The sequence below is a fragment of the Gemmatimonadaceae bacterium genome (assembly GCA_020851035.1).
Taxonomy (GTDB): Bacteria; Gemmatimonadota; Gemmatimonadetes; order Gemmatimonadales; family Gemmatimonadaceae; genus JACMLX01.
In genome coordinates, this window is sequence record JADZDM010000025.1 from 170,563 (window position 1) to 189,947 (window position 19,385).

Annotated in this window: 14 protein-coding genes; 6 read left to right on the forward strand and 8 right to left on the reverse strand. The window is 71.3% G+C overall.

All coding sequences use genetic code 11. From position 1 onward, the window contains the following. Window positions 1-115 precede the first annotated feature (115 nt). The 6 genes from IT355_18110 to IT355_18135 all read left to right on the forward strand — a co-directional run bounded on the left by IT355_18110 (window position 116) and on the right by IT355_18135 (window position 9,238). Window positions 116-1,078: a DUF1080 domain-containing protein gene (locus tag IT355_18110; GenBank protein ID MCC7055194.1), complete on the forward strand. Its 963-nt coding sequence runs from the start codon at window positions 116-118 to the stop codon at window positions 1,076-1,078. A gap of 277 nt (window positions 1,079-1,355) precedes the next feature. Continuing rightward, window positions 1,356-5,084: a carboxypeptidase regulatory-like domain-containing protein gene (locus tag IT355_18115; protein ID MCC7055195.1), complete on the forward strand. Its 3,729-nt coding sequence runs from the start codon at window positions 1,356-1,358 to the stop codon at window positions 5,082-5,084. A 77-nt stretch (window positions 5,085-5,161) separates the two neighbouring features. Beyond that, on the forward strand, window positions 5,162-6,034 hold the full coding sequence (locus IT355_18120; protein ID MCC7055196.1) for a sugar phosphate isomerase/epimerase: 873 nt from the start codon (window positions 5,162-5,164) through the stop codon (window positions 6,032-6,034). Window positions 6,035-6,127: 93 nt separating this feature from the next. Beyond that, window positions 6,128-7,453, forward strand: a complete 1,326-nt coding sequence (locus IT355_18125) for a sugar porter family MFS transporter (protein MCC7055197.1) — start codon at window positions 6,128-6,130, stop codon at window positions 7,451-7,453. Window positions 7,454-7,516: 63 nt separating this feature from the next. After that, entirely contained in the window at window positions 7,517-8,407 is an 891-nt protein-coding gene (locus tag IT355_18130) for a carbohydrate kinase (GenBank protein ID MCC7055198.1), read from the forward strand. Window positions 8,408-8,560: 153 nt separating this feature from the next. Continuing rightward, on the forward strand, window positions 8,561-9,238 hold the full coding sequence (locus IT355_18135) for a PEP-CTERM sorting domain-containing protein (GenBank protein ID MCC7055199.1): 678 nt from the start codon (window positions 8,561-8,563) through the stop codon (window positions 9,236-9,238). A gap of 368 nt (window positions 9,239-9,606) precedes the next feature. Here the strand turns inward: IT355_18135 and IT355_18140 are convergent, their stop codons facing one another. The 8 genes from IT355_18140 to aroF all read right to left on the reverse strand — a co-directional run bounded on the left by IT355_18140 (window position 9,607) and on the right by aroF (window position 19,378). Further along, a complete protein-coding gene (locus tag IT355_18140; protein ID MCC7055200.1) occupies window positions 9,607-11,709 on the reverse strand; it encodes a protein kinase in 2,103 nt (700 codons plus the stop codon). An 8-nt stretch (window positions 11,710-11,717) separates the two neighbouring features. Next, window positions 11,718-12,428 carry a hypothetical protein gene (locus tag IT355_18145; GenBank protein MCC7055201.1) on the reverse strand — a complete coding sequence of 237 codons (711 nt, stop codon included), beginning with the start codon at window positions 12,426-12,428 and terminating at the stop codon, window positions 11,718-11,720. Continuing rightward, window positions 12,425-13,852, reverse strand: coding sequence for a hypothetical protein (locus IT355_18150; GenBank protein ID MCC7055202.1), 1,428 nt, complete (start codon window positions 13,850-13,852; stop codon window positions 12,425-12,427). Before IT355_18150 ends, IT355_18145 begins: the two co-directional genes overlap by 4 nt. 110 nt (window positions 13,853-13,962) lie before the next feature. Continuing rightward, complete coding sequence (locus IT355_18155) at window positions 13,963-14,847, reverse strand: zf-HC2 domain-containing protein (protein ID MCC7055203.1); 885 nt, start codon at window positions 14,845-14,847, stop codon at window positions 13,963-13,965. After that, complete coding sequence (locus IT355_18160; protein MCC7055204.1) at window positions 14,844-15,467, reverse strand: RNA polymerase sigma factor; 624 nt, start codon at window positions 15,465-15,467, stop codon at window positions 14,844-14,846. Before IT355_18160 ends, IT355_18155 begins: the two co-directional genes overlap by 4 nt. Window positions 15,468-16,045: 578 nt before the next feature. Continuing rightward, complete coding sequence (locus IT355_18165; protein ID MCC7055205.1) at window positions 16,046-17,443, reverse strand: RluA family pseudouridine synthase; 1,398 nt, start codon at window positions 17,441-17,443, stop codon at window positions 16,046-16,048. Window positions 17,444-17,561: 118 nt separating this feature from the next. Beyond that, on the reverse strand, window positions 17,562-18,284 hold the full coding sequence (locus tag IT355_18170; protein MCC7055206.1) for an outer membrane lipoprotein carrier protein LolA: 723 nt from the start codon (window positions 18,282-18,284) through the stop codon (window positions 17,562-17,564). 53 nt (window positions 18,285-18,337) lie between these two features. Next, on the reverse strand, window positions 18,338-19,378 hold the full coding sequence (aroF, locus tag IT355_18175; GenBank protein MCC7055207.1) for a 3-deoxy-7-phosphoheptulonate synthase: 1,041 nt from the start codon (window positions 19,376-19,378) through the stop codon (window positions 18,338-18,340). Window positions 19,379-19,385: the final 7 nt, after the last annotated feature.

A 19,385-nucleotide genomic window follows, 5' to 3' on the forward strand; every position in this document is an offset into this window, starting at 1 on the left:
TCCGCAGTACCACGATCGTATTGCGCCATTGGTGTTCACCGCCGATAGAATACACGAAATCCAGCGCCCCCCGCGGCGCCGACCGCTCCCCGACGCTCCCCCCGGTACCCCACCCATGCGACGTATTGCCGCCCTCGGACTGGCGCTCTCGCTTGCCACCCCCGCCGTCGCTTCCGGCGAGCACCTCACCGCCACTGCCGCCATGCCGATTCCGGGCGAGGAGATGATCGGGCGCTGGGACCTCACGCTCACGCGCGGCGAGAACCGCACCGCACCGTCCTGGCTCGAGGTCAAGCTCTCCGGCAACCGGTCGCTGGTGGGGTACTTCGTCTCCACGGGTGGCAGTGCACGGCCGGTGTCGAAGGTGGAGTACACGGGCAACCGCTTCCGCTTCGCCATCCCGCCGCAGTGGGAGCAGGGCGCGGGCGACATGGTCGTCGAGGGCACCTATGACGGGACGAAGCTGAGCGGCACCATCACCGAGCCGAACGGGTCGTCGGCGAGCTTCACCGGTGTGCGCGCCCCGACGCTCGAGCGCAGCGGGCCGGTGCGCTGGGGCGCGCCGGTCAACCTGTTCAACGGCCGCGACCTCACCGGCTGGAAGGCGAGCGGTGCCAACAGCGCCTGGAGCGTCGTCAACGGCATCCTCACCAACGCCCGCAACGGCGCGAACCTCATCTCCGAGCGCACCTTCACCGACTTCAAGCTCCATGTGGAGTTCAAGGTGCCGAAGAACGGCAACAGCGGCATCTACCTGCGTGGCCGCCACGAGCTGCAGGTGGAGGACAGCCATGGCATGGAGCCGCTGAGCACGCACACCGGCGGTGTGTATGGCTTCCTGGTGCCGAACGAGAACGCCGCGTTGCCGGCCGACCAGTGGCAGACGTATGACGTGACGCTCGTGGGCCGCCGCATCACGGTGGTGCTCAACGGCAAGACCGTGATCTCGATGCAGAACATCCCCGGGATCACCGGCGGTGCGCTGGACAGCAACGAGGGCGAGCCGGGCCCGATCTACCTGCAGGGCGACCACACGGCGGTGGAGTACCGGAAGATCGTGCTGACCCCCGCACGCTGACGCGGATCGCGGTGCCGGGGTTCGCGCGCCGGACGGCCTGACGGCCCGTCCGGCGCGTCTGCGTGCGGGCCTGGGCGCGAGGTGCGTTCCACGAGGCCGATGGCGCGCGCTACTGGAAAACCAGTTGACAAGAGGGGCGTTGGGCGCCAAACTACGGATAAGTCAGTAGTGAAGGTGCGTCCGCGGCGCCGACCCGCGCCGACCCGCGCCAACCCTTCGGTGCCGGCCCGCGTCTGATGGCCGAACGTCGTCCCTTCCAACGCGTGCCCTCGGAGCCATGCTGCCGTCGATCGTCCGCCGTCTCGCCGTGCTGCTGTCCACCAGTGCCGCGCTGCTCGGCGCGCAGTCCGGCACCGACATCATCCGTGGCCGCGTGACGGACGATTCCGCACGCGTCGTCATCGGCGCTGCCGTCTTCGTCACCCGGGGACCCGATCGCGCCTTCCGGCAGGTCGCCACCGACAGCGCGGGCCGCTACCGCGTGGACTTCGAGAACGGCACCGGGGACTACCTCGTCGCCGTGAATGCGGTCGGGCTCAGGAGCGCGCGGCGGCGCGTCCAGCGCCAGGGGAGCGAACGCGAACTCGTCGCGGACTTCGTCCTCGCACACGACGTCTCGACGCTCGCGGCGGTCAAGGTCACAGCCGCCTTGCCGGAACGCGCGTCGATCGATGTCGGTCCTGTCGAGCCTGAGCCGGGCGCGTCGGAGCGGTGGCGCGATGGCGTCAACGGCCAGGTTCCGCCCTCGCTGGCCGGCAACCTCGCGGCGCTCGCCGGCAACGCGCCCGGCGTCACGCAGGGCGTGAACGGCCCTTCCATCCTTGGCTCGGGTGCCGAGTCGAACCTGACCACGCTGAACGGCATGGCACTGGCGGGCGGCACGCTGCCGCGTGCCGCCCGGGTGGATACGCGCGTGACCGGAGCCACCTACGATGTGGTGCGCGGCGGCTTCTCCGGCGCGAACATCGACGTCCAACTCGGTGCCGGGAGCCGCAACTACCAGGAGCGGAACGCCTTCCTCACCTTCGACACGCCGTCGCTGCAGGGCACCGATGCAGTGGGTCGCGCACTGGGCGCCCGGTACGGCGCGTATCGCGGCAGCGCCGGCGCGAACGGCTACCTGGTGCCGCGCATCGCCACCTACAACGTGGCGCTGGAGCTCTCGCGCACGACGTCGGATCCCGCCACGCTGCTCTCCGGTGATGCGTCTGCGCTGCTGGGGGCGGGTGTCGCCAGCGATTCCGTCGCGCGGCTCCAGGCCGCGGCGCTTGCACTTGGCCTGCCGCTCGCGGGTACCGGCATCCCGCTGGCGCGCGACCGGAACGCAGTGACGTGGCTGGGACGCATGGACGACATCCGCGACTCGCTGAACACCCGCCAGCTCACCACATACGTGAACTACACCCGCGAGGGTGCGGTCGGCTTCGCACCGCTGGCCGCGCCGTCGTCGGGTGGGCGGACCACCGATCGCCGCCTCGGTGCGCAGTTCCAGGCCACCACCTTCGCCGGTGCCGGGCGGCGGGTGCTGAATGAGACCCGGCTCGGCGTGAACCTCGGACGCGAACGGGGGGTGCCGTACGTGCTGCTTCCCGGTGCCGACGTGCTCGTGCGCTCCACCGGCAGCGACGGCGATGGCATCGCATCGCTGGCCCTCGGCGGCAATGCGTCCCTCGATCGCGGTGAGTCGCGGGTGACAGCCGAGGGGAGCCACCTCACCGCCTGGAACGCACGCGGCCGGCGCCACACCTTCAAGGTGTTCGGCTGGGGGCGGTTCGATGCGCTCGCGCTGGACGGTGGGGCAGACCTGCGCGGCCGGTACGGGTTCAACTCCATCAGTGACTTCGCGACCGGCCGGCCGGTGACCTTTGCACGGACGCTGGCCCAGCCCACGCGCGACGGCAGCGTCTGGAACGCCGCGATGGCAGTCGCGCACCAGTGGAATCCGACGAAGCGCCTGAGCCTCTTGTATGGCGCACGCGTGGAAGGCAACGGATTCACGGCGGCGCCGGCGCAGAATCCTGCACTGGAGCAGGCGTTGGCGGTGCAGACGGGGCGGGCACCGGCCACCCTGCACGTGAGCCCGCGTTTCGGGTTCTCGTACAGCTACAGCCGCGCCAAGGAAAACGGCAACGGCATGTCGATGAATCCATCGGGGACCTTCTATCGCACCACCAGCGGCGTGATCCGCGGCGGCATCGGGGAGTTCCGCGACCTCCTTCGCCCGGACCTGCTGGCGGAGGCGCGGTCGCGCACGGGACTGTCCGGTGGCGCGCAGTCGCTGCTCTGCACGGGTGCCGCCGTGCCGGTGCCGGACTGGTCGCTCTTCCAGCAGGATCCTTCCGCGGTGCCGCGCGCGTGCGTGGATGGGAGCGGCGTGCTCAGCGACGCCGCGCCGCCGGCCACGCTGCTCGCGGCCAACCATCAGGTGCCACGCTCGTGGCGTGCCTCGCTGGACTGGTACACCAACTTCGACTGGCTGCAGTTGCGCTGGAACAACCTCGCGTCATGGGACCTGTCGCAGCCTTCGGTTCGTGACGCGAACTTCGCCGGCGTGCAGTGGTTCACCCTGGTGCAGGAGGCGGGGCGTCCCGTGTACGTGCCCGGCGGTGCCATCGACGCCGCCACTGGCGCGGTGTCACCCGCCGGCTCACGCCGCACGCCTGACTTCGGCCGTGTGCTCGTGCGGGGCAGTGACCTGCGCGGCTATGGTGGCCAGACCACGATCATGCTGTCACCGGACCCGTTCCGGATGCGGAACGTGCCGCTGGGACTCTACGTCGCGGTCTCCTACACGCTGCAGGCCTCACGTCGCCAGTATCCCGGCTTCGACGGTCTCACCGCCGGCGACCCGTCGCGCCGCGAGTGGGCGCCGTCGATGAGCGATGCGCGCCACATCGCCACGCTGCAGGGAGCGTTCACGGTCCCGAAGCTCGGCACCACGACCGTGTTCGCGCGTGCGCAGTCGGGACTGCCGTTCACGCCGGTGGTGCAGGGGGACATCAACGGTGACGGACGCAGCGGCGACCGCGCGTTCGTGCCGGCCCCGGGCGCTGCAGGTGACGTGGCGCTTGCCGCGCAGCTGTCGGCGCTGCAGGCCGGGGGCTCCGCGACGGCGCGCGCCTGCCTCGTCGCCTTCGCCGGCCGAATCGCGCCGCGGAACGGCTGCCGCGGCCCGTGGACGGCCACGCTGAACGCGCAGTTCCGTCCGCAGCTCCCGAAGGTGCTGCAGCGGCTGAATGCGAGCCTGTACTTCGAGAACCTGCTGGCGGGTGTGGACCAGCTCGTGCACGGGGGCGGCGGCCTGCGTGGCTGGGGAGGCGCGGCGGTGCCGGATCCGGTGCTGCTCGTCCCGCGCGGGTTCGACGCCACGGCCAGCGCATTCCGCTACGACATCAATCCCCGCTTCGCCGAGACGCGGCCGTCACGCTCGACACTGCGGGTGCCGTTCCGCGTCACGCTCGACATCCAGCTGCGCCTGTCCACCGACTACGAGCTCCAGCAGTTGCGTCGCGCCCTGTCGCCGGTGAAGGTCGGGCGGCGCTACGCACCGCGGTCCGCAGACTCGCTCACCTCACTCTACCTCCAGGAGACGTCGAGCATCCACACGGCGATCCTCGCCGAGAGTGATTCGCTCTTCCTTTCCGCCGGGCAGGTGGCGGAGTTGCGGCGGGCCGAGGCGGCATTCGGCGAGCGCGTGCGGGCGATCTACGGGGAACTGGGGCAGTACCTCGCGCAGTTTGCCGGTGGCCGCGTGACCAGGGCATCGCTCGACAGCACGGCGACCGCGAAGAAGGGCTACTGGGTGGCCTTCTGGGAACAGCCGGAGATTGCCGCCGCGCTGCTGACGCCGACGCAGCGCGACCTGATGCCGGTGCTGCGTGACATGCTTGCCACGCCCCAGGCACAGCGGAAGGACGCGCAGTGGATGTTCGGCCACCCGGTGACGTTCGCGGCACCGAAGCCGGCGCCGGCGACGCCCCCGGGGCCCGTGCCGCGACGCGACTGACGGCCCGTCCGGTGGCGGGCACCGACGCCCGCGGCCAGCCTTTACGATGCCCGGTCCATGCGCCAGTCTTCCGCGCCATGACTGACCGCCGAGACTTCCTCCGGGTGCTGGGCCTGACCGCTGCCGCTGGCGCCCTTGCCCCCCGTTCCGCCCGTGCCCTGGGTGACGGCCTGCTCTCCGACACCAGCGCGAAGCTGAAGCGTGTCGGCGTGCAGCTCTACTCCGTGCGCGATGCGATGGCGCGCGACGGCGTGGACCGGACCCTGGGCCGCGTGGCGGAGATCGGCTTCCGCGAGGTGGAGTTCGCGGGCTACTACCGGCAGACGGCTGCCCAGGTGCGCGAGAGCCTGCGCAGCCATGGCCTCACGTCGCCGTCCGTGCACGTCTCGCTCGACGACCTGAAGGCGCCCACCTTCCCGAAGTTCGTGGAGGATGCGCAGAACATCGGGCACAAGTGGATCAACCTGGCCTGGCTGCTGCCCAACCAGCGCGGCTCGGCGGAGAAGTACAACGCCCACGCCGACGTGCTCCTGGCGGCGCAGCGCATCGCGCAGCCGGCCGGCATCAACATCGGCTACCACAACCACGACTTCGAGTTCGAGCCGCTGGGCGACACGACCGGCTACGAGATCCTGCTGAACCGCACGGCGGGCAGCGGCGTGGTCTTCGAGATGGACCTCTACTGGATGCACTTCGCCGGGCAGGATCCCGTGAGCTGGTGGGCGCGCTATCCCGGGCGCTTCCCGATGGTGCACGTGAAGGACTCGACGGCGGCGCCGGGAAAGGAAATGCGTCCGGTGGGGCAGGGCGTGATCCCGTTCGGCGCGCTGTTCGAGCAGCGGCGCGTGGCCGACATCAAGCACTTCTATGTCGAGCACGACAACCCGGCTGATCCGTTCGCGTCGATCACGTCCAGTTTCGGCTACCTGAAGGCACTGCGCTTCCGCTGACAGGCGCGGTCTCGCCACGCCCGGCGCCATCACCGGCTCGTCGCCCGGTCCGGCCCGCAGGGCCGGCCGCATCCATCCCACGCACCCGCCGCCATGAATCCGCGCATCCTCTTCTGGTCGATCACCTCCGCACTTGCCGGGTTCCTGTTCGGCTTCGACACGGTGGTGATCTCCGGGGCGGAGCAGAAGATCCAGGCGCTGTGGGGTCTTGGCGCCGGCATGCACGGCGTGGCGATGGCGGCGGCGCTCTACGGCACCGTCATCGGCGCGCTCTTCGGCGGGTGGCCGGCAGATCGCTTCGGCCGCAAGCCCACGCTGCTGGTGATCGGCGTGCTCTACCTCGTCGGCGCCATCTGGTCGGCGCTGGCGGGCGATGTGTACTCGTTCATCCTCGCGCGCGTGCTTGGCGGCCTCGGCATCGGCGCCTCCACGATCGCGGCACCGATGTACATCTCCGAGATCGCCCCGCCCAGCCGGCGCGGCCTGCTGACGGGGATGTTCCAGTTCAACATCGTCTTCGGCATCCTGGTGGCGTTCCTGTCCAACGCGCTGCTGGCCGGCACCGGCGAGAACGCGTGGCGCTGGATGCTGGGCGTGGCAGCGTTCCCGTCGCTGGCGTACGCGCTGTGCTGCCTGGCGATCCCCGAGAGCCCGCGCTGGCTGCTGTCGCGGGCGGGGGACCGCGCGAAGGGACTGGCGGTGCTGCGCCTGATCGAGCCCGGTGCCACCGACGCGCAGATCGAGGCCACCGCGGCCGAGATCTCGGTGCCGGACACCGCGACCGCCTCCGGCGGCCGGTTCTTCACCCGTGAATTGCGCCGCCCGATCCTGCTCGCGTTCCTGATCGCGTTCTTCAACCAGCTTTCGGGCATCAACGCGATCCTCTACTTCGCGCCCCGCATCTTCGAGCTCACCGGGCTGGGTGACAAGGCCGCGCTGCTGCAGTCCATCGGCATCGGCGTCACGAACCTCGTCTTCACCTTCGTTGGCCTCTGGCTCATCGACCGCCTCGGCCGCCGCACGCTGCTCTACATCGGGTCGTTCGGCTACATCGCCTCGCTCGGCCTGGTGTCGTGGGCGTTCTTCACGGAGCACTTCGCGATCGTGCCGCTGTGCATCTTCGCCTTCATCGCGGCCCACGCCATCGGGCAGGGCGCGGTGATCTGGGTGTTCATCTCCGAGATCTTCCCCAACCGGCACCGTGCCGCCGGCCAGGCACTGGGCAGTTCCACGCACTGGGTCTTCGCGGCGCTGATCACGACGTTCTTTCCCGGCATGGTCACGGCCTTCGCCCCCGGCTACGTGTTCGCGTTCTTCTGCATCATGATGGTGCTGCAGCTGATCTGGGTGCGCACCATGGTGCCGGAGACGAAGGGCGCGACGCTCGAGGCCATCCAGCACCAGCTCGGGCTGGCCTGACACCATCCCCGCAGTCACGCGTGCGCTGGCGCGCACCGACACGCAGCTCACCGGAGCGTTCGCATGTATCGCATCGTCGGGATCGGGGAAGTGCTCTGGGACATGCTGCCCACCGGCGCGCAGCTCGGCGGCGCGCCGGCGAACTTCTCCTACCATGCGAACGCCCTCGGCGCCGCCTCGTGCATCGTCTCGCGGGTGGGCGACGATCCGCTCGGCCATGACATCCGCGAGCGGATGGCGGCGCTTGGCGTGGGGTGCGAGTGCATCCAGGTGGATCCGGCGCATCCGACCGGCACCGTGACCGTGACGGTGGATGCCCAGGGCCAGCCGCTGTTCGACATCCGGCAGGACGTGGCCTGGGACCACCTCGAGGTCACGGCCGTCGCATTGCGCACGGTGGCCGCCGCCGATGCGGTGTGCTTCGGCACGCTCGCGCAGCGCGCCGACACCGCGCGTGCGAGCGTCCGCGCCCTGCTCGGCGCGGCCCATTCCGGCGCGCTGCGCATCCTCGACGTGAACCTCCGGCAGCACTACTGGTCCAAGGCCCTGATCGAGGAGTCGCTGGCGCTGGCGACGGTGCTCAAGGTGAACGACACCGAGCTGCCGCGCCTCGCGACGCTCTTCGGCCTCACGGGCGACGTGCGCGCGCAGATCGACCAGCTCGCCGAGCGCTGGGGGTTGCGGGCGGTGGCGTACACGCGCGGTGAGCATGGCAGCCTGCTGCGCACGGCGCACGAGTGGTCCGAACACCCCGGCGTGCCGACGACGGTCGGGGACACGGTCGGCGCCGGTGATGCCTTCACGGCCGCGATGACGATCGGCCTGCTCTCCGGCTGGTCGCTGGACGACGTGAACGCGCACGCGAACCGGGTGGCGGCGTACGTGGCGTCACAGTCGGGCGGCACGCCGGTCCTGTCCGCCGCCTGCCTCGCACCGTTCGCAGCGCGCGTCTGAGGGAGGGGACCGCCGCGTGAGCGGCGGCCACACCAGCGCGGGAATGCCCCGTGGTGTCGCGGGGTCTGCGGAGACGAGCCACCCGCGCAGGGTGGCTGCGATGTCGCACCTGGCGACCGCACCTCCACCGTCGCAGTACCCCGGAGCCACCGCATGCCCGCCATTCGCACCACCCGCCTCCACCGCCTGGCGCTGCAGGGCCTCGCGGCCGCTGCGTTCCTGGCTGCACCGCTCGGCAGCGCCGGCGCGCAGGCATTCATCGATCCCACCGGTGACTTCCTGCCCAGCTACACCGGCCCGCAGAACGGCGACATGGACGTCGTCTCCGCGCAGGTGCTTTTCGATGGCTCCAACTTCACGTTCATGCACACGTCGGCCGGTGCCATCGGCCAGACCACCAACAGCATCTTCGTGTGGGGCATGAACCGCGGCGCGGGCACGGCGCGCTTTCCCACGCTCGCGCCGGGTGTGCTGTTCGACTGGGTCCTGACCGTCACGTCCAATGGAGCAGGCGGCTTCACGGTGGCGACACGCGACCTCGTCTCGGCCACTTCCACCAGCATCGACGGCTCGGCGCTGACGATCAGCGGCAGCTCGATGAGCGTCATCATCCCGGGCATCCTGCTGCCGAGCCGCGGCCTCGCCATCGGGGACTTCACTGCGAACCTGTGGCCGCGACTGACGGGCGGCGCGCTCTCCGGCATCTCCGACTTTGCCCCCGACAACTCGAACTTCGCCGTCACCGTCACCCCGGAACCGGCGTCGTACCTGCTCGTCGGCACTGGGCTGGCGGCGTTGCTGGTGGTGCGTCGCCGTCGCCGTCACGGTTGAAGGGCCGGCCGCACGCGTGCGGCGAGATCGTGTCGAGGGTACCGGGATACTGACGGCGCCTTCGAGTGGTCGAGGAGCGAGCGAAGGGGTGGCTGTGGTGGCTCGGACACCGTTGGTTCCCACGGAGCCACGGAGCGCACGGAGGGCACGGAGTTGCAGCAATGGGATACTGGAACAGCCAGCGCCACGCTGGGTGCTGCCACGTGCGCGTTGTTCCTTGCAATGCTCTTGCTGTTTCTCCGTGCCCTCCGTGGGCTCCGTGACTCCGTGGGAACCAACGATCCCCCACGTTACGCCGACACTCCGGCCCCGCACGCCGACCGTTCACGGGACCCTGACCGGCACGGAGAATCCTGCACGCGTCGCCGTCAGTCGAGCGCCGAGAACTCCGTGAACAGCGCGCTCGCCGACCGCGGGCGCGCGTCTGGGGCCGGCGCCATCATGCGGGCAATGAGGGCGTCGAGCAACCCGGCGCCCTCGGCCCGTACCGCACGCACCGGCGCCACTGGCGTGGCATCCAGCTTGTGTGCGAGGAACGTGAGTCGCGTCTCGGCGTCGAACGGCGTGGTGCCGTGCAGGCACTCGTGCAGCACCACGCCGGCGGCGTAGATGTCGCTGGCAGGGGTCGGCGCACCGCCGATGAGCTGCTCCGGTGCCATGTACTCCGGCGTGCCGATCACGGCACCGGCGAGATGCCCGACGGCCTCGCTGCCACGGGTCGTCATGCCGTTCACGCCACGCGCCACACGGGCGATGCCGAAGTCCGAGACCTTCAGCACACCGCCGGGGGCGAGCAGCAGGTTGGCTGGCTTCAGGTCACCATGCGCCACCCCGTCCGCGTGCATCACCGCGAGCGCCCGCGAGAGCTGGCGCGCCAGTGACGTCACCGCGGCGGGTGGGAGTGCGCCGTGCGTCGTGATCAGCGTCTGCAGCGAGACGCCTTCCACCAGCTCCATCGTGAGGAAGGTGATGCCGTCGGCCTCTCCGATGTCGTGCACGCGCACCACGTTGCGATGTGAGATGCGGCGCGCGATGCGCAGCTCCTCGGCCAGCCGGGCCGGCGCGGCGGCGTCCAGCGCGAGCACCTCGGGACGCAGCACCTTCACCGCCACCGACTCACCGACCACGCGGTCGTGTGCGCGATAGACGATGCCCAGGCCACCGCTGCCGATGACGCTCTCGATGCGGTACCGGTTGGCGAGCACCGCGCCCGGTTCCATCCCGATCCCCGCCCGCGGCGCGGACCAGGCCCGCGGCGTGAGGCTGCCGCCGATCGAGCGCACACTGCCGCGCACGGGCGCCGCGGTCGCCGGTGGCACCACCGGTGGTGGCGGCTGCAGCGCGATCAGCAGCTCCTTGTCGCGCAGGTCGGCGAGCAGCGACGAGAACGCGGCGCCGAGATCCTCGAGCTCGCGGCCGCCACCGCCTGCCGGCAGCGCGGCGTCGGTGCCGGCCACGTATTCGCCATCGGCGGCGCGGCGCACGGCGGCCGCCAGCGTGCGCACCGGGCGTGCGATCCACCGCGCAGCGACGAACGCGGCGAGCCAGCTCAGGAGCAGGCCGAGGATGCCGGCGACGGCGAGGGAGCGCCGCAGCCCGGCGATGCCGGTGAGTTCCGCCTCGCGCGAGCGCAGCACGACGAAGCCCCCCACCACGTCACCACCCGCCGTGGTGAGCGCGCTGCCCTGCACCATGTAGCGGACGCCGCTGATCGCCACGTCGGGCTGTGGTGCAGCGTCGTCGGCCGGGCGCTCGGGCACCGTCGTCACCGCACGCGCGACCTCCGGTGCGCGCCCGAGCGTGGAGACGGTCACCCGCCGGTCGCCACGGGGATCGTGCACGTAGAACAGCAGCTCACTCGACGTGGTGGCCTTCACGTCACGCACGAGCATCGAGTCCACCACGCGCGTCGCGACCAGCACGCCCACCGGGGCGCCGCCGGGCGTGACGATCGGCACGCCGACGGCCTGGAAGAGCAGCGAGTCACGCGACACGCCGAAGCCGCTCGTGGTGAGGCCGCGCAGCGCACCCGCCACCAGCGGCACGCTGCCCATCGTGATGCCATTCGCCCCGGGCTCGTCACTCTTCGCGAGCAGCACGCCGCGCTCGTCGGTGATGAACACCCAGTCGGCCCCGAGCTGCTCGGCGGCCTCGAACGACTGGTCGAGGATGTCGTCACGCCGCTGCTCAGCCACCAGCGTGCGGAAATAGGGGCCTTGCACGAACACGCGCGCCCCGCCGGCGAGGCTCCGGCTCCGTCCCGCGAGGAACTGCGCCACGAGGTCCGCCGACTGTTCCAGCCCACGCCGCGCCGAGGCCTCGCCCGCGCGTCGCACGGACCGCGACGTGATCACGAAGGCGGCGGCGATGACCACGGCCACGATCGTCGCGGTGCCGAGGAACACACGGCCCGTCAGGCCGAGCGTGCGGCGGTCCGGTGGGGCAGGGGACGGGCGACCGGTGCCTGGCATGCTCCGCCTCAGTACCGGTCGTTGCGGGTGGCGGCGTACGGCACGCCGAACTTGTTCAGGTGTGCACCGGCCACGTAGCCGCGTGCGTCGAGCTCCACGCGCGCCGATGCGCCTGCCGCCGTGACCACGAGATCCTGTGATGCCCGCGCGGCGCGTTCGTGCCACACGTGCAGCCGGTAGGTGCCCACCGGCACGTCGGGCAGCGTGAAGCGGCCGGCGTCGTCGGCGTGCGCCACGTAGGGCGTGCTGAGCGCAATCACGTAACTCACCATGCGCGCGTGGATGTTGCAGTAGATCGGGTAGATGCCGCCGCGGCCGAAGCTGGCCGACCGCGTCGCACCGCGGCGGTAGAGCCCGAGGTCGAACGTCACCGGCTCGGTGTTCGAGAAGACGTTGTGGCTGTACGGGTCCTGGTTCGGGAATGCCACCGTGCCACCGCGCCGGACGACGGCCACGCGCGGGGTGAATTCCCGCCCGCGCATCACGATGCTGGCCTCGGCCGGCGCACCGCCACGATCGTCGGTGCTGCGTCCGTCCACCGCTTCGAGGTACACGATCGCGGTGCCGAGATCCCTGCGCGCCCCGCCCGGCCGCTCGAGCAGCGCCAGCTGCCCCGTGACGGCGCCAGCGCGCGGTGATGCGGCGCTGCCGATGAGCAGCAGGAGGATCGCCGGCAGCATGTGCGCGGCGCGCACGACGGCGTGGCGTGCGTCACTCACAGTTCGAACCCGAACGCGAGGTTCAGGTGGTTCGCCCGGTTGGTGTCGCCGTCGTAGCGCGTGGTGATGCGACGGAACTCGAGGCCGACGATGATCGGTTGCGCCGGTCGCCAGAGCAGGTGTGCGGCACAGGCGGAATTCGCGAGCCGCACCGGCACCTGGGATGCGCGCACCACGTCGCGCCCGCAGCCGGCGCCGCTGATCAGCGTCGGGTGCGGCTGCAGGTTCAGCTGCAGCCAGCCGGCGCTGTCGTGCAGCGGCGGACCGAGCGGCTCACCCGGCGGTGCGCGCCCGAAGCTCTGGCCGATCGCGCCACCGCCCAGGCCGCGCACCAGCTGGCCACGATAGGCCTCGCCACGCAGCTCGAGCCACCGCGTGGGCGCGTAGCGCACGTCGGCGCTCACCGCGCGGCTGGCCGTGTTCGTGTCGCCCGAGACACGCACCCACCCCCGGTGGATGCCGACACCCACCTCGCCGCCGGGTTCTCCCATCAGCACGTCGCTCGGCGCGCCGGTGAACTCGCCACCGGCCCCCCAGCGCAGGTGCACGCGCCCCTGCAGGAACGGCCGCGCCGAGCGTTCACCGGCGTCCACGGCATCGGGCTCCGCCAGGTGCTGCACGCCGGTCACCGGTGCCAGCGCCGCGCCCTGCACGCCAAGGCGCAATCCGGATCTGTGGACATACAGGTCGCGTGAGAGGCGCACCTGCGGCAGCCAGTTCCAGAGGTTGCCCGCCGCCACGAAGCCCGGCACGCTCGCGGCGGCCACGCTGATGGGGTTCAGGTCCGAGATCAGCGGTGTCTCGGAGCCCACGAACAGCGTCGTGCGGTCCCAGCGCAGCCGCGCGCGTGCGGTGCGCATGCGCGGCTCGGGAAAGAGCCGGCGGTCGCCGGGCCCGTTCGACACGCCGCCGAAGAAGTCGAGCTCGATGTCTCCCTCGAACGTGCCGCCGAGCACACTGTCCACCGTGACGGCGGCCCCCACGCGCGACTGCCGCACCGAGAGGCCGAAGTCGCGCGTGCCGGCGGACGGCTGTGGCAGTGGCGCACCGGGCAGCGTGGGCGGCACGGCGAGGTCCGGAAGCGCGAACTGCGGCAGGTCCGGGTTGTTCACGCGCTGCGTGCTGAGGAACGTGTTGGTCATGATCCGCGCGCTCAGCTCCACCTGCAGCCGCGAGCGCGTGCGCACGGCGGTGCCGGCTTCGACGGCGAGCTGGCGGCGCAGCAGCGCGATCGCTGCCTCGGCGCGTTCGAGGCGGGCGGCGAGCGAGTCACGCGCCGCGGAGTCGGCCGGCACGGCGAGCGAGTCGCGGACGGGACGCTGCTGCGCGCGAAGCGCACCGGATGCGCCGGCGGGCAGGACCAGCGAGACGAGCGGCAGGAGCAGTCGCCAGCGTCGCGCGGCGATGAAACACCGGAGGGACATCGCGTCCCACCAGTGTGCGGAGTCGGTCACCGGGGCCTCACGAACTCGAGTCGGTGGAGGCGCGCATGACGCCAGCCTCGACGGGAATATGACGGCGGTACGTGCCGGAATCAGCGCCCGGTGTCGCCGACCCGCAATGCCGTCAGCGCGCCGGCCGGCGCGTCACCGATGAGGATGGCTCCCGATTCTTCCGCGGCCCATGCCAGCATCGTCTGTGCGCCGCTGGCCGCGGTGACCGCCGATCCCGCCGCCACCGGGCCCCGGATCAGCGGACTCCGGAAGAACACCGGCTCGGCCACGAGGTACTGCAGCACGAGTCGGTCCTGCCACCGGTACGCGAGCACCGCGGCAGGCTCTCCCTGCAGGTCTGTGCTCCATGCCGCCAGCAGCCGCACCGCCGGTGTGCGCAGCGGCTGCACGGGGAATGGGACTGCCGCGCGCACCGCGTCCAGGTCACGGGCTCGGCCGGGCAGGTCGCCGGCGGTCACGCGGCGGTAGTCGGCGAGCACGTGGGTGAGCAGCGGCACGGCGCCGGCATCCACGACGCTCGCCGCCACGGGCGTCGCGAGCGACCCTGCCACCGGCGTGCGGCGGCTGATGGCGACCGCGAGCACGGCCAGCACCACGATGGCGACGGTGCCACCGCGCACCGCGGTGGACTGCCACCACGGCTGCACGGGCGCGATGACGGGCACGGGCAGGGCGGCGCTCGTCGCCACCTGCTGCAGGATCCGCTCGCGCAGTGCGGGCGGTGCGCTCACACCGGGCTCGCGCGCGAGGCGGGTGTGCATGACCGAGTGCAGTTCGACTTCGCGCCGGCAGCGCGCGCAGCCCAGCAGGTGCGCATCGATCTGCGACACCGTCTCCGGCGGCAGCTCGCCGTCCGCGTAGGCGCCGAGCAGGGTTGCCAGGACCTGGTGGCGCGCCTCGCGGGCGTCGTCGTCCCCCGGGCGTTCGTGCGGCAGTGCGCTGAAGTTCAGGTGCAGGTCGCTCATGGCGTGTTCCTCTCTCCACCCCGCCGCAGCCGCGCGGCCGGACTGGTCGTGTCGGACGCGCCCAGGCCCCAGGCGCGCCGGTTGGCGACGATCGTGCCGGCCAGCAGCCGGCGCCCGCGCGAGATGCGGCTCATCACCGTGCCGATCGGGATCCCCGCGATCTCGGCGATCTCGTGGTACTTGAAGCCATCGATGTCGTGCAGCTCGACGGCGGTGGCGAAGTCCTCGGGGATCAGCTCCAGCGCCTTCGCGATCATCTCGCTGTCGAGCCGGGCCGCCACCTCGCTGAACACCACGTCGGTCTCACCGCCGATGAGCTCCTCGTGCGCCTGCTCCAGCCGTGTGATGTCCACGAGCTGACGGCGGCGGTCACTCTTCTCGCTCACGTCGCTGAGCACACTGCGCAGGATGCGGTAGAGCCATGGTCGCGCCTTGCCCGCGTCACGCAGGTCCTGGAACGACAGCCACGCCTTCACGCACGCGTCCTGCACGGCATCCTCGGCATCGCCGGCGCTGGCCGTGCGTCGCTGCGCGAAGCGCAGGAGGCGGTCGAGGTGGGGCAGCACCAGCGCCTGGAACCGCGCGTGCTGCTCGTCGAGGGTCTGGGCGGAATTGGGCACGGATGGGCAGACGGGGTGGCACGCCCGGAGTATTCCCCGCGGGGCCCGGCGCCCCGTCGCAGCCACCGGAGGATGTGCTCCGGGCTGCGAAACGGCCAGCCGTCAGGTGTTTGCTGGCGCGGTGCGGGGGGCGTGGCGACGGGTTCGGGGGACGGGGTGCAAGGGGACGGGGATCTCGAGTTCAAGGGGACGGGGATCTTGAACGCGAGGTCGGTTCAAGGGGACGGAGATCTCGAGGTCAAGGGGACGGGGATGTTGAGTTCAAGGGGACGGGGATGTTGAGTTCAAGGGGACGGGGATCCCTGAAGAGAACCGTCTGAGGTGCGCCGGGTCTGGGGGCGGTGATGCGCGTCCGCTGGCGGTTCTCACGGAGACACGGAGCTCACGGAGGGCACGGAGGAAGGGCGAGGAAAGATTGGAACAGCTGGTTCTGCGCTGGGTGCTGCCACGCGCGCGCTGATCCTCTCAACGCTCGTGCTCTTTCTCCGGGCGCTCCGTCGGCTCCGTGCCTCCGTGGGCACCACCGAGGCCCGAGCCGCACCGACCCCCGGATGCCGTGATGGCGCGCCAGGCAACCGTCAGAACGGCGTCGGACTCTCGACGACGACGGCGGCGCCGGTCACGGGATGCAGGAACGCGAGGCGTTCCGCGTGCAGGAGCAACCGCTCGCCCTCCGCCGGCGCCTCGCGGCCGTACAGCCGGTCGCCGACGATCGGTGCATCCAGGCCCAGCGGATGCGCCGCGTGCACGCGCAACTGGTGTGTCCGTCCGGTGTGCGGCGTGAACTGCACCCGCGTGCGTCCTGCATGACGCTCCAGCACCCGCCACTCCGTCAGCGCCGGCTTGCCGGACTCGGGGTCATGGATGTGCCGCGGCCGGTCATCGATGTCGAGGCGCAGCGGGAGCGCGATCTCGCCACTGTCGCCTCGTACGTCACCGTCCACCACCGCCACGTAGCGCTTGTCGATCGCACGCAGCGAGAAGAGCCGCTGCAGCGCCGAGAACGTCGCCGCATCCTTCGCCGCCAGCAGCAACCCGGAGGTGTCGAGGTCGAGCCGGTGCACGACGATCTGGCCGGTGACGTCGGGGTACCGTGCCCGCAGTCGCGTCAGCACGCAGTCCTGCAGCCGCGCACTGCGCCCCGGCACCGACAGCAGCCCGCTCGGCTTGTCCACCACCAGCAGGTGCGCGTCCTCGTAGACCGTGCGCGGGTGCGCGGCGTCGACGGCTGCGGTGCCGAACACCGGCGGCTCGTCGGCGTGCAGCCCGCGCAGCATGTGCGCAAGGATCGGACCGCACTTCCCGTGGCACGCCGGATAGAATGATGCGGCGCGCCGATCGGCGGACTTCGGCGGTGCCCCCCACCAGAACTCCGCCAGCGCCAGCGGATGCAGCCCGCAGGTGTACGCCTGTGCCAGCAGTTTCGGTGCCGCGCAGTCCCCGGCACCCCCCGGGGGCAGCGCGGGTGCGAACAGGTCGCGCAGCAGCCGGAGCTCGCCGCGCGCGTTCGTGAAGCGGTAGCTCTCCTGGATGCGCGGCAGCAGGTCACGCGACCGCGCCGCCCGCGACGCATCGAACGCCGCCACCGCCACCGGGTCTCCGCCCAGCACCACCTGTTCACGTGCCGAGGCCAGCGCCCGCATCTCGGCATCGCCAGCCACCCAGATCGCATCGCGCTCAGCCGCATCGAATGCCGGCGGCGCCCAGCCTTCGTGGTGCCACTGGCCGGCGAGCATGCCCGAGAACGCGCGCAGGTACCCCGCTGCGCCATCGCGTGCCTGCACCACCAGCACCCCGAACATCTTCCCGTTCCCCGGCGCGTCCAGCTGCCACTGCGCCGCGGCAGGTGATGCCAGCTGCGCCATCGTCTCCTGCGCCGCGCGACGGGCGAGCGGGTGCACCGCCGCGCGATCGAACGGGCTCGGGAAGCGTGCCGGGACGTCGGCCGGCGACGGGGCGGGGGTGAAGCGAATCACGGCCGAAGTCTACACGGGCCGTGGTGAGGCGTGGGAGCACCTGGACGGCGCATGCCACACGCGACGTGCCGCGCGATGCCAGCGTCGCCGCCATGGACGACGCCGCGGGGCAAACCCGCTACATCCCCCGCGTCAGCGCCGACGGATCCACCACCGTGATCCCCCGCGGCACCGTGAACCCGAACGCCCCCGCCGGCAGCGTCGCCACCCGGCCGATGCTCGTGAAGCGCAGCGTCCGAACCAGCCCGCTCGCCTCCGTCACCTCCAACTGCTGCAGCGCCGCACTCGCCGGCACCACCCACAGCACCGCACGCGTGAACCCCATGTCGCTGCGCGGCACCAGCACCAGCTTCCGCAGCGCCGTGCCGCCCACGGTGGCCATGCCGCCATCCGTCACCGTGAACTTCCGTGATGGCGACGTGAAGAACTGGCCCACGAGGTCCACGCCGCCCGGTGCATTCGCGCCCACCGGCATCTTCAGCACCTGGCCCGGTGTCGCGCTCGGCACGTACACCCAGAGCGTCCGGCCATCACTCACGATGCGGTCACCGGCAGGCTGCGTGAAGTTGATCGAGAACACCCCGGGACCGCGCTGCAGGTAGCTGCCTGCGCTGGGTGTCTCGGTCGAGGTGATCGGGTTCTGCACGCGCTGCGTGAAGTCGGCCTTGAGGCCGCGCGTGCCGGTGTACAGCGCTGCCGTGCGCTCCAGCAACGCGGCTGGCGATGGTGTGGCTGCCCGCGCACGTGCCTGCGCCGCCAGCGGAGCCGGCGCGTGTGCCAGTGTCAGTGCCCCGATCGCGGCAAGGACGGCGCGACTGGCGACACGATGCAATCTCTTCATGACGACCTCACGAGCGGGAGAGCAGGCTGGTGCAGTGACGGATGATACCCCGCCTATGCAACCGCCGTTCCTGCGCCCATGATCGAGCGCCCCACTGCCTCGGCGATCGGCACCAGGCTGCGCATCATGTCGTCGAACTGCGGCGGGTGCAGGCTCTGCGCCCCATCGCTCCACGCCTTGTCGGGGGACTGGTGCACCTCGACGATCACGCCGTCGGCCCCGACCGCCACCGTTGCGCGCGCCAGCGGCGGCACGGCATCGCGGATGCCCACGCCGTGGCTCGGGTCACCGATGATCGGCAGGTGCGACAGCCGCTGGATCACCGGGATCGCGGCCAGGTCGTACACGTTGCGCGTGGCGGTGTCGAAGCTCCGGATGCCGCGCTCGCAGAGGATGACCTTCCGGTTGCCTTCCGACATGATGTACTCCGCCGCCAGCAGCCACTCGGTGATGGTGGCCGACATCCCGCGCTTCAGCAGCACCGGCACGCCCAGGCGGCCGAGGTGCTTGAGCAGCGAGAAGTTCATCATGTTGCGCGCGCCGAGCTGGATGCAGTCGGCATACTTTGCGACGAGGTCGGCCTGGCGCTCGTCCATCGCCTCGGTGATGATCGGCAGCCCCGTCTCGCTGCGCGCGAGTGCCAGGTGACGCAGCCCGTCCTCGCCCAGCCCCTGGAACGCGTAGGGCGACGTGCGCGGCTTGTAGGCGCCGCCGCGCAGCGCCACCGCGCCGGACGCCTTCACCAGCCGCGCGATGTGGACGATCTCCTCCTCACCCTCGACGCTGCACGGCCCGGCAACGATGGGCACCTCGATGCCACCGAACACGACGCCGTTGCCGATCGACACCAGCGACCGCTCGGGCTGCCACTCGCGTGACACCTGCTTGTACGGCTTGGAGTCGTACAGCACCTGGGCCACGCCCGACATCCCCTCGAACGCCGAGGTGTCCGCCTGGCCGTCGTCACCGGCGACCCCGATGGCGGTGCGCATGGCACCCGGCATCGGGAGCGGCTTGAAGCCCAGCTCCCTGATCGCCTCGCACACCGCCTCGATGTCGTCGGGCGTGGCGTTCCGTTGCATCATCACCAGCATCGCGTGT

Coding starts and splice junctions, on each gene's coding strand:
- IT355_18150 (MCC7055202.1), bottom strand. CDS start 13,852: ATGTCCCTCCGGTGTTTCATCGCCGCGCGACGCTGGCGACTGCTCCTG.
- IT355_18135 (MCC7055199.1), top strand. CDS start 8,561: ATGCCCGCCATTCGCACCACCCGCCTCCACCGCCTGGCGCTGCAGGGC.
- IT355_18140 (MCC7055200.1), bottom strand. CDS start 11,709: ATGCCAGGCACCGGTCGCCCGTCCCCTGCCCCACCGGACCGCCGCACG.
- aroF (MCC7055207.1), bottom strand. CDS start 19,378: ATGCTGGTGATGATGCAACGGAACGCCACGCCCGACGACATCGAGGCG.
- IT355_18120 (MCC7055196.1), top strand. CDS start 5,162: ATGACTGACCGCCGAGACTTCCTCCGGGTGCTGGGCCTGACCGCTGCC.
- IT355_18125 (MCC7055197.1), top strand. CDS start 6,128: ATGAATCCGCGCATCCTCTTCTGGTCGATCACCTCCGCACTTGCCGGG.
- IT355_18110 (MCC7055194.1), top strand. CDS start 116: ATGCGACGTATTGCCGCCCTCGGACTGGCGCTCTCGCTTGCCACCCCC.
- IT355_18170 (MCC7055206.1), bottom strand. CDS start 18,284: ATGAAGAGATTGCATCGTGTCGCCAGTCGCGCCGTCCTTGCCGCGATC.
- IT355_18115 (MCC7055195.1), top strand. CDS start 1,356: ATGCTGCCGTCGATCGTCCGCCGTCTCGCCGTGCTGCTGTCCACCAGT.
- IT355_18130 (MCC7055198.1), top strand. CDS start 7,517: ATGTATCGCATCGTCGGGATCGGGGAAGTGCTCTGGGACATGCTGCCC.
- IT355_18155 (MCC7055203.1), bottom strand. CDS start 14,847: ATGAGCGACCTGCACCTGAACTTCAGCGCACTGCCGCACGAACGCCCG.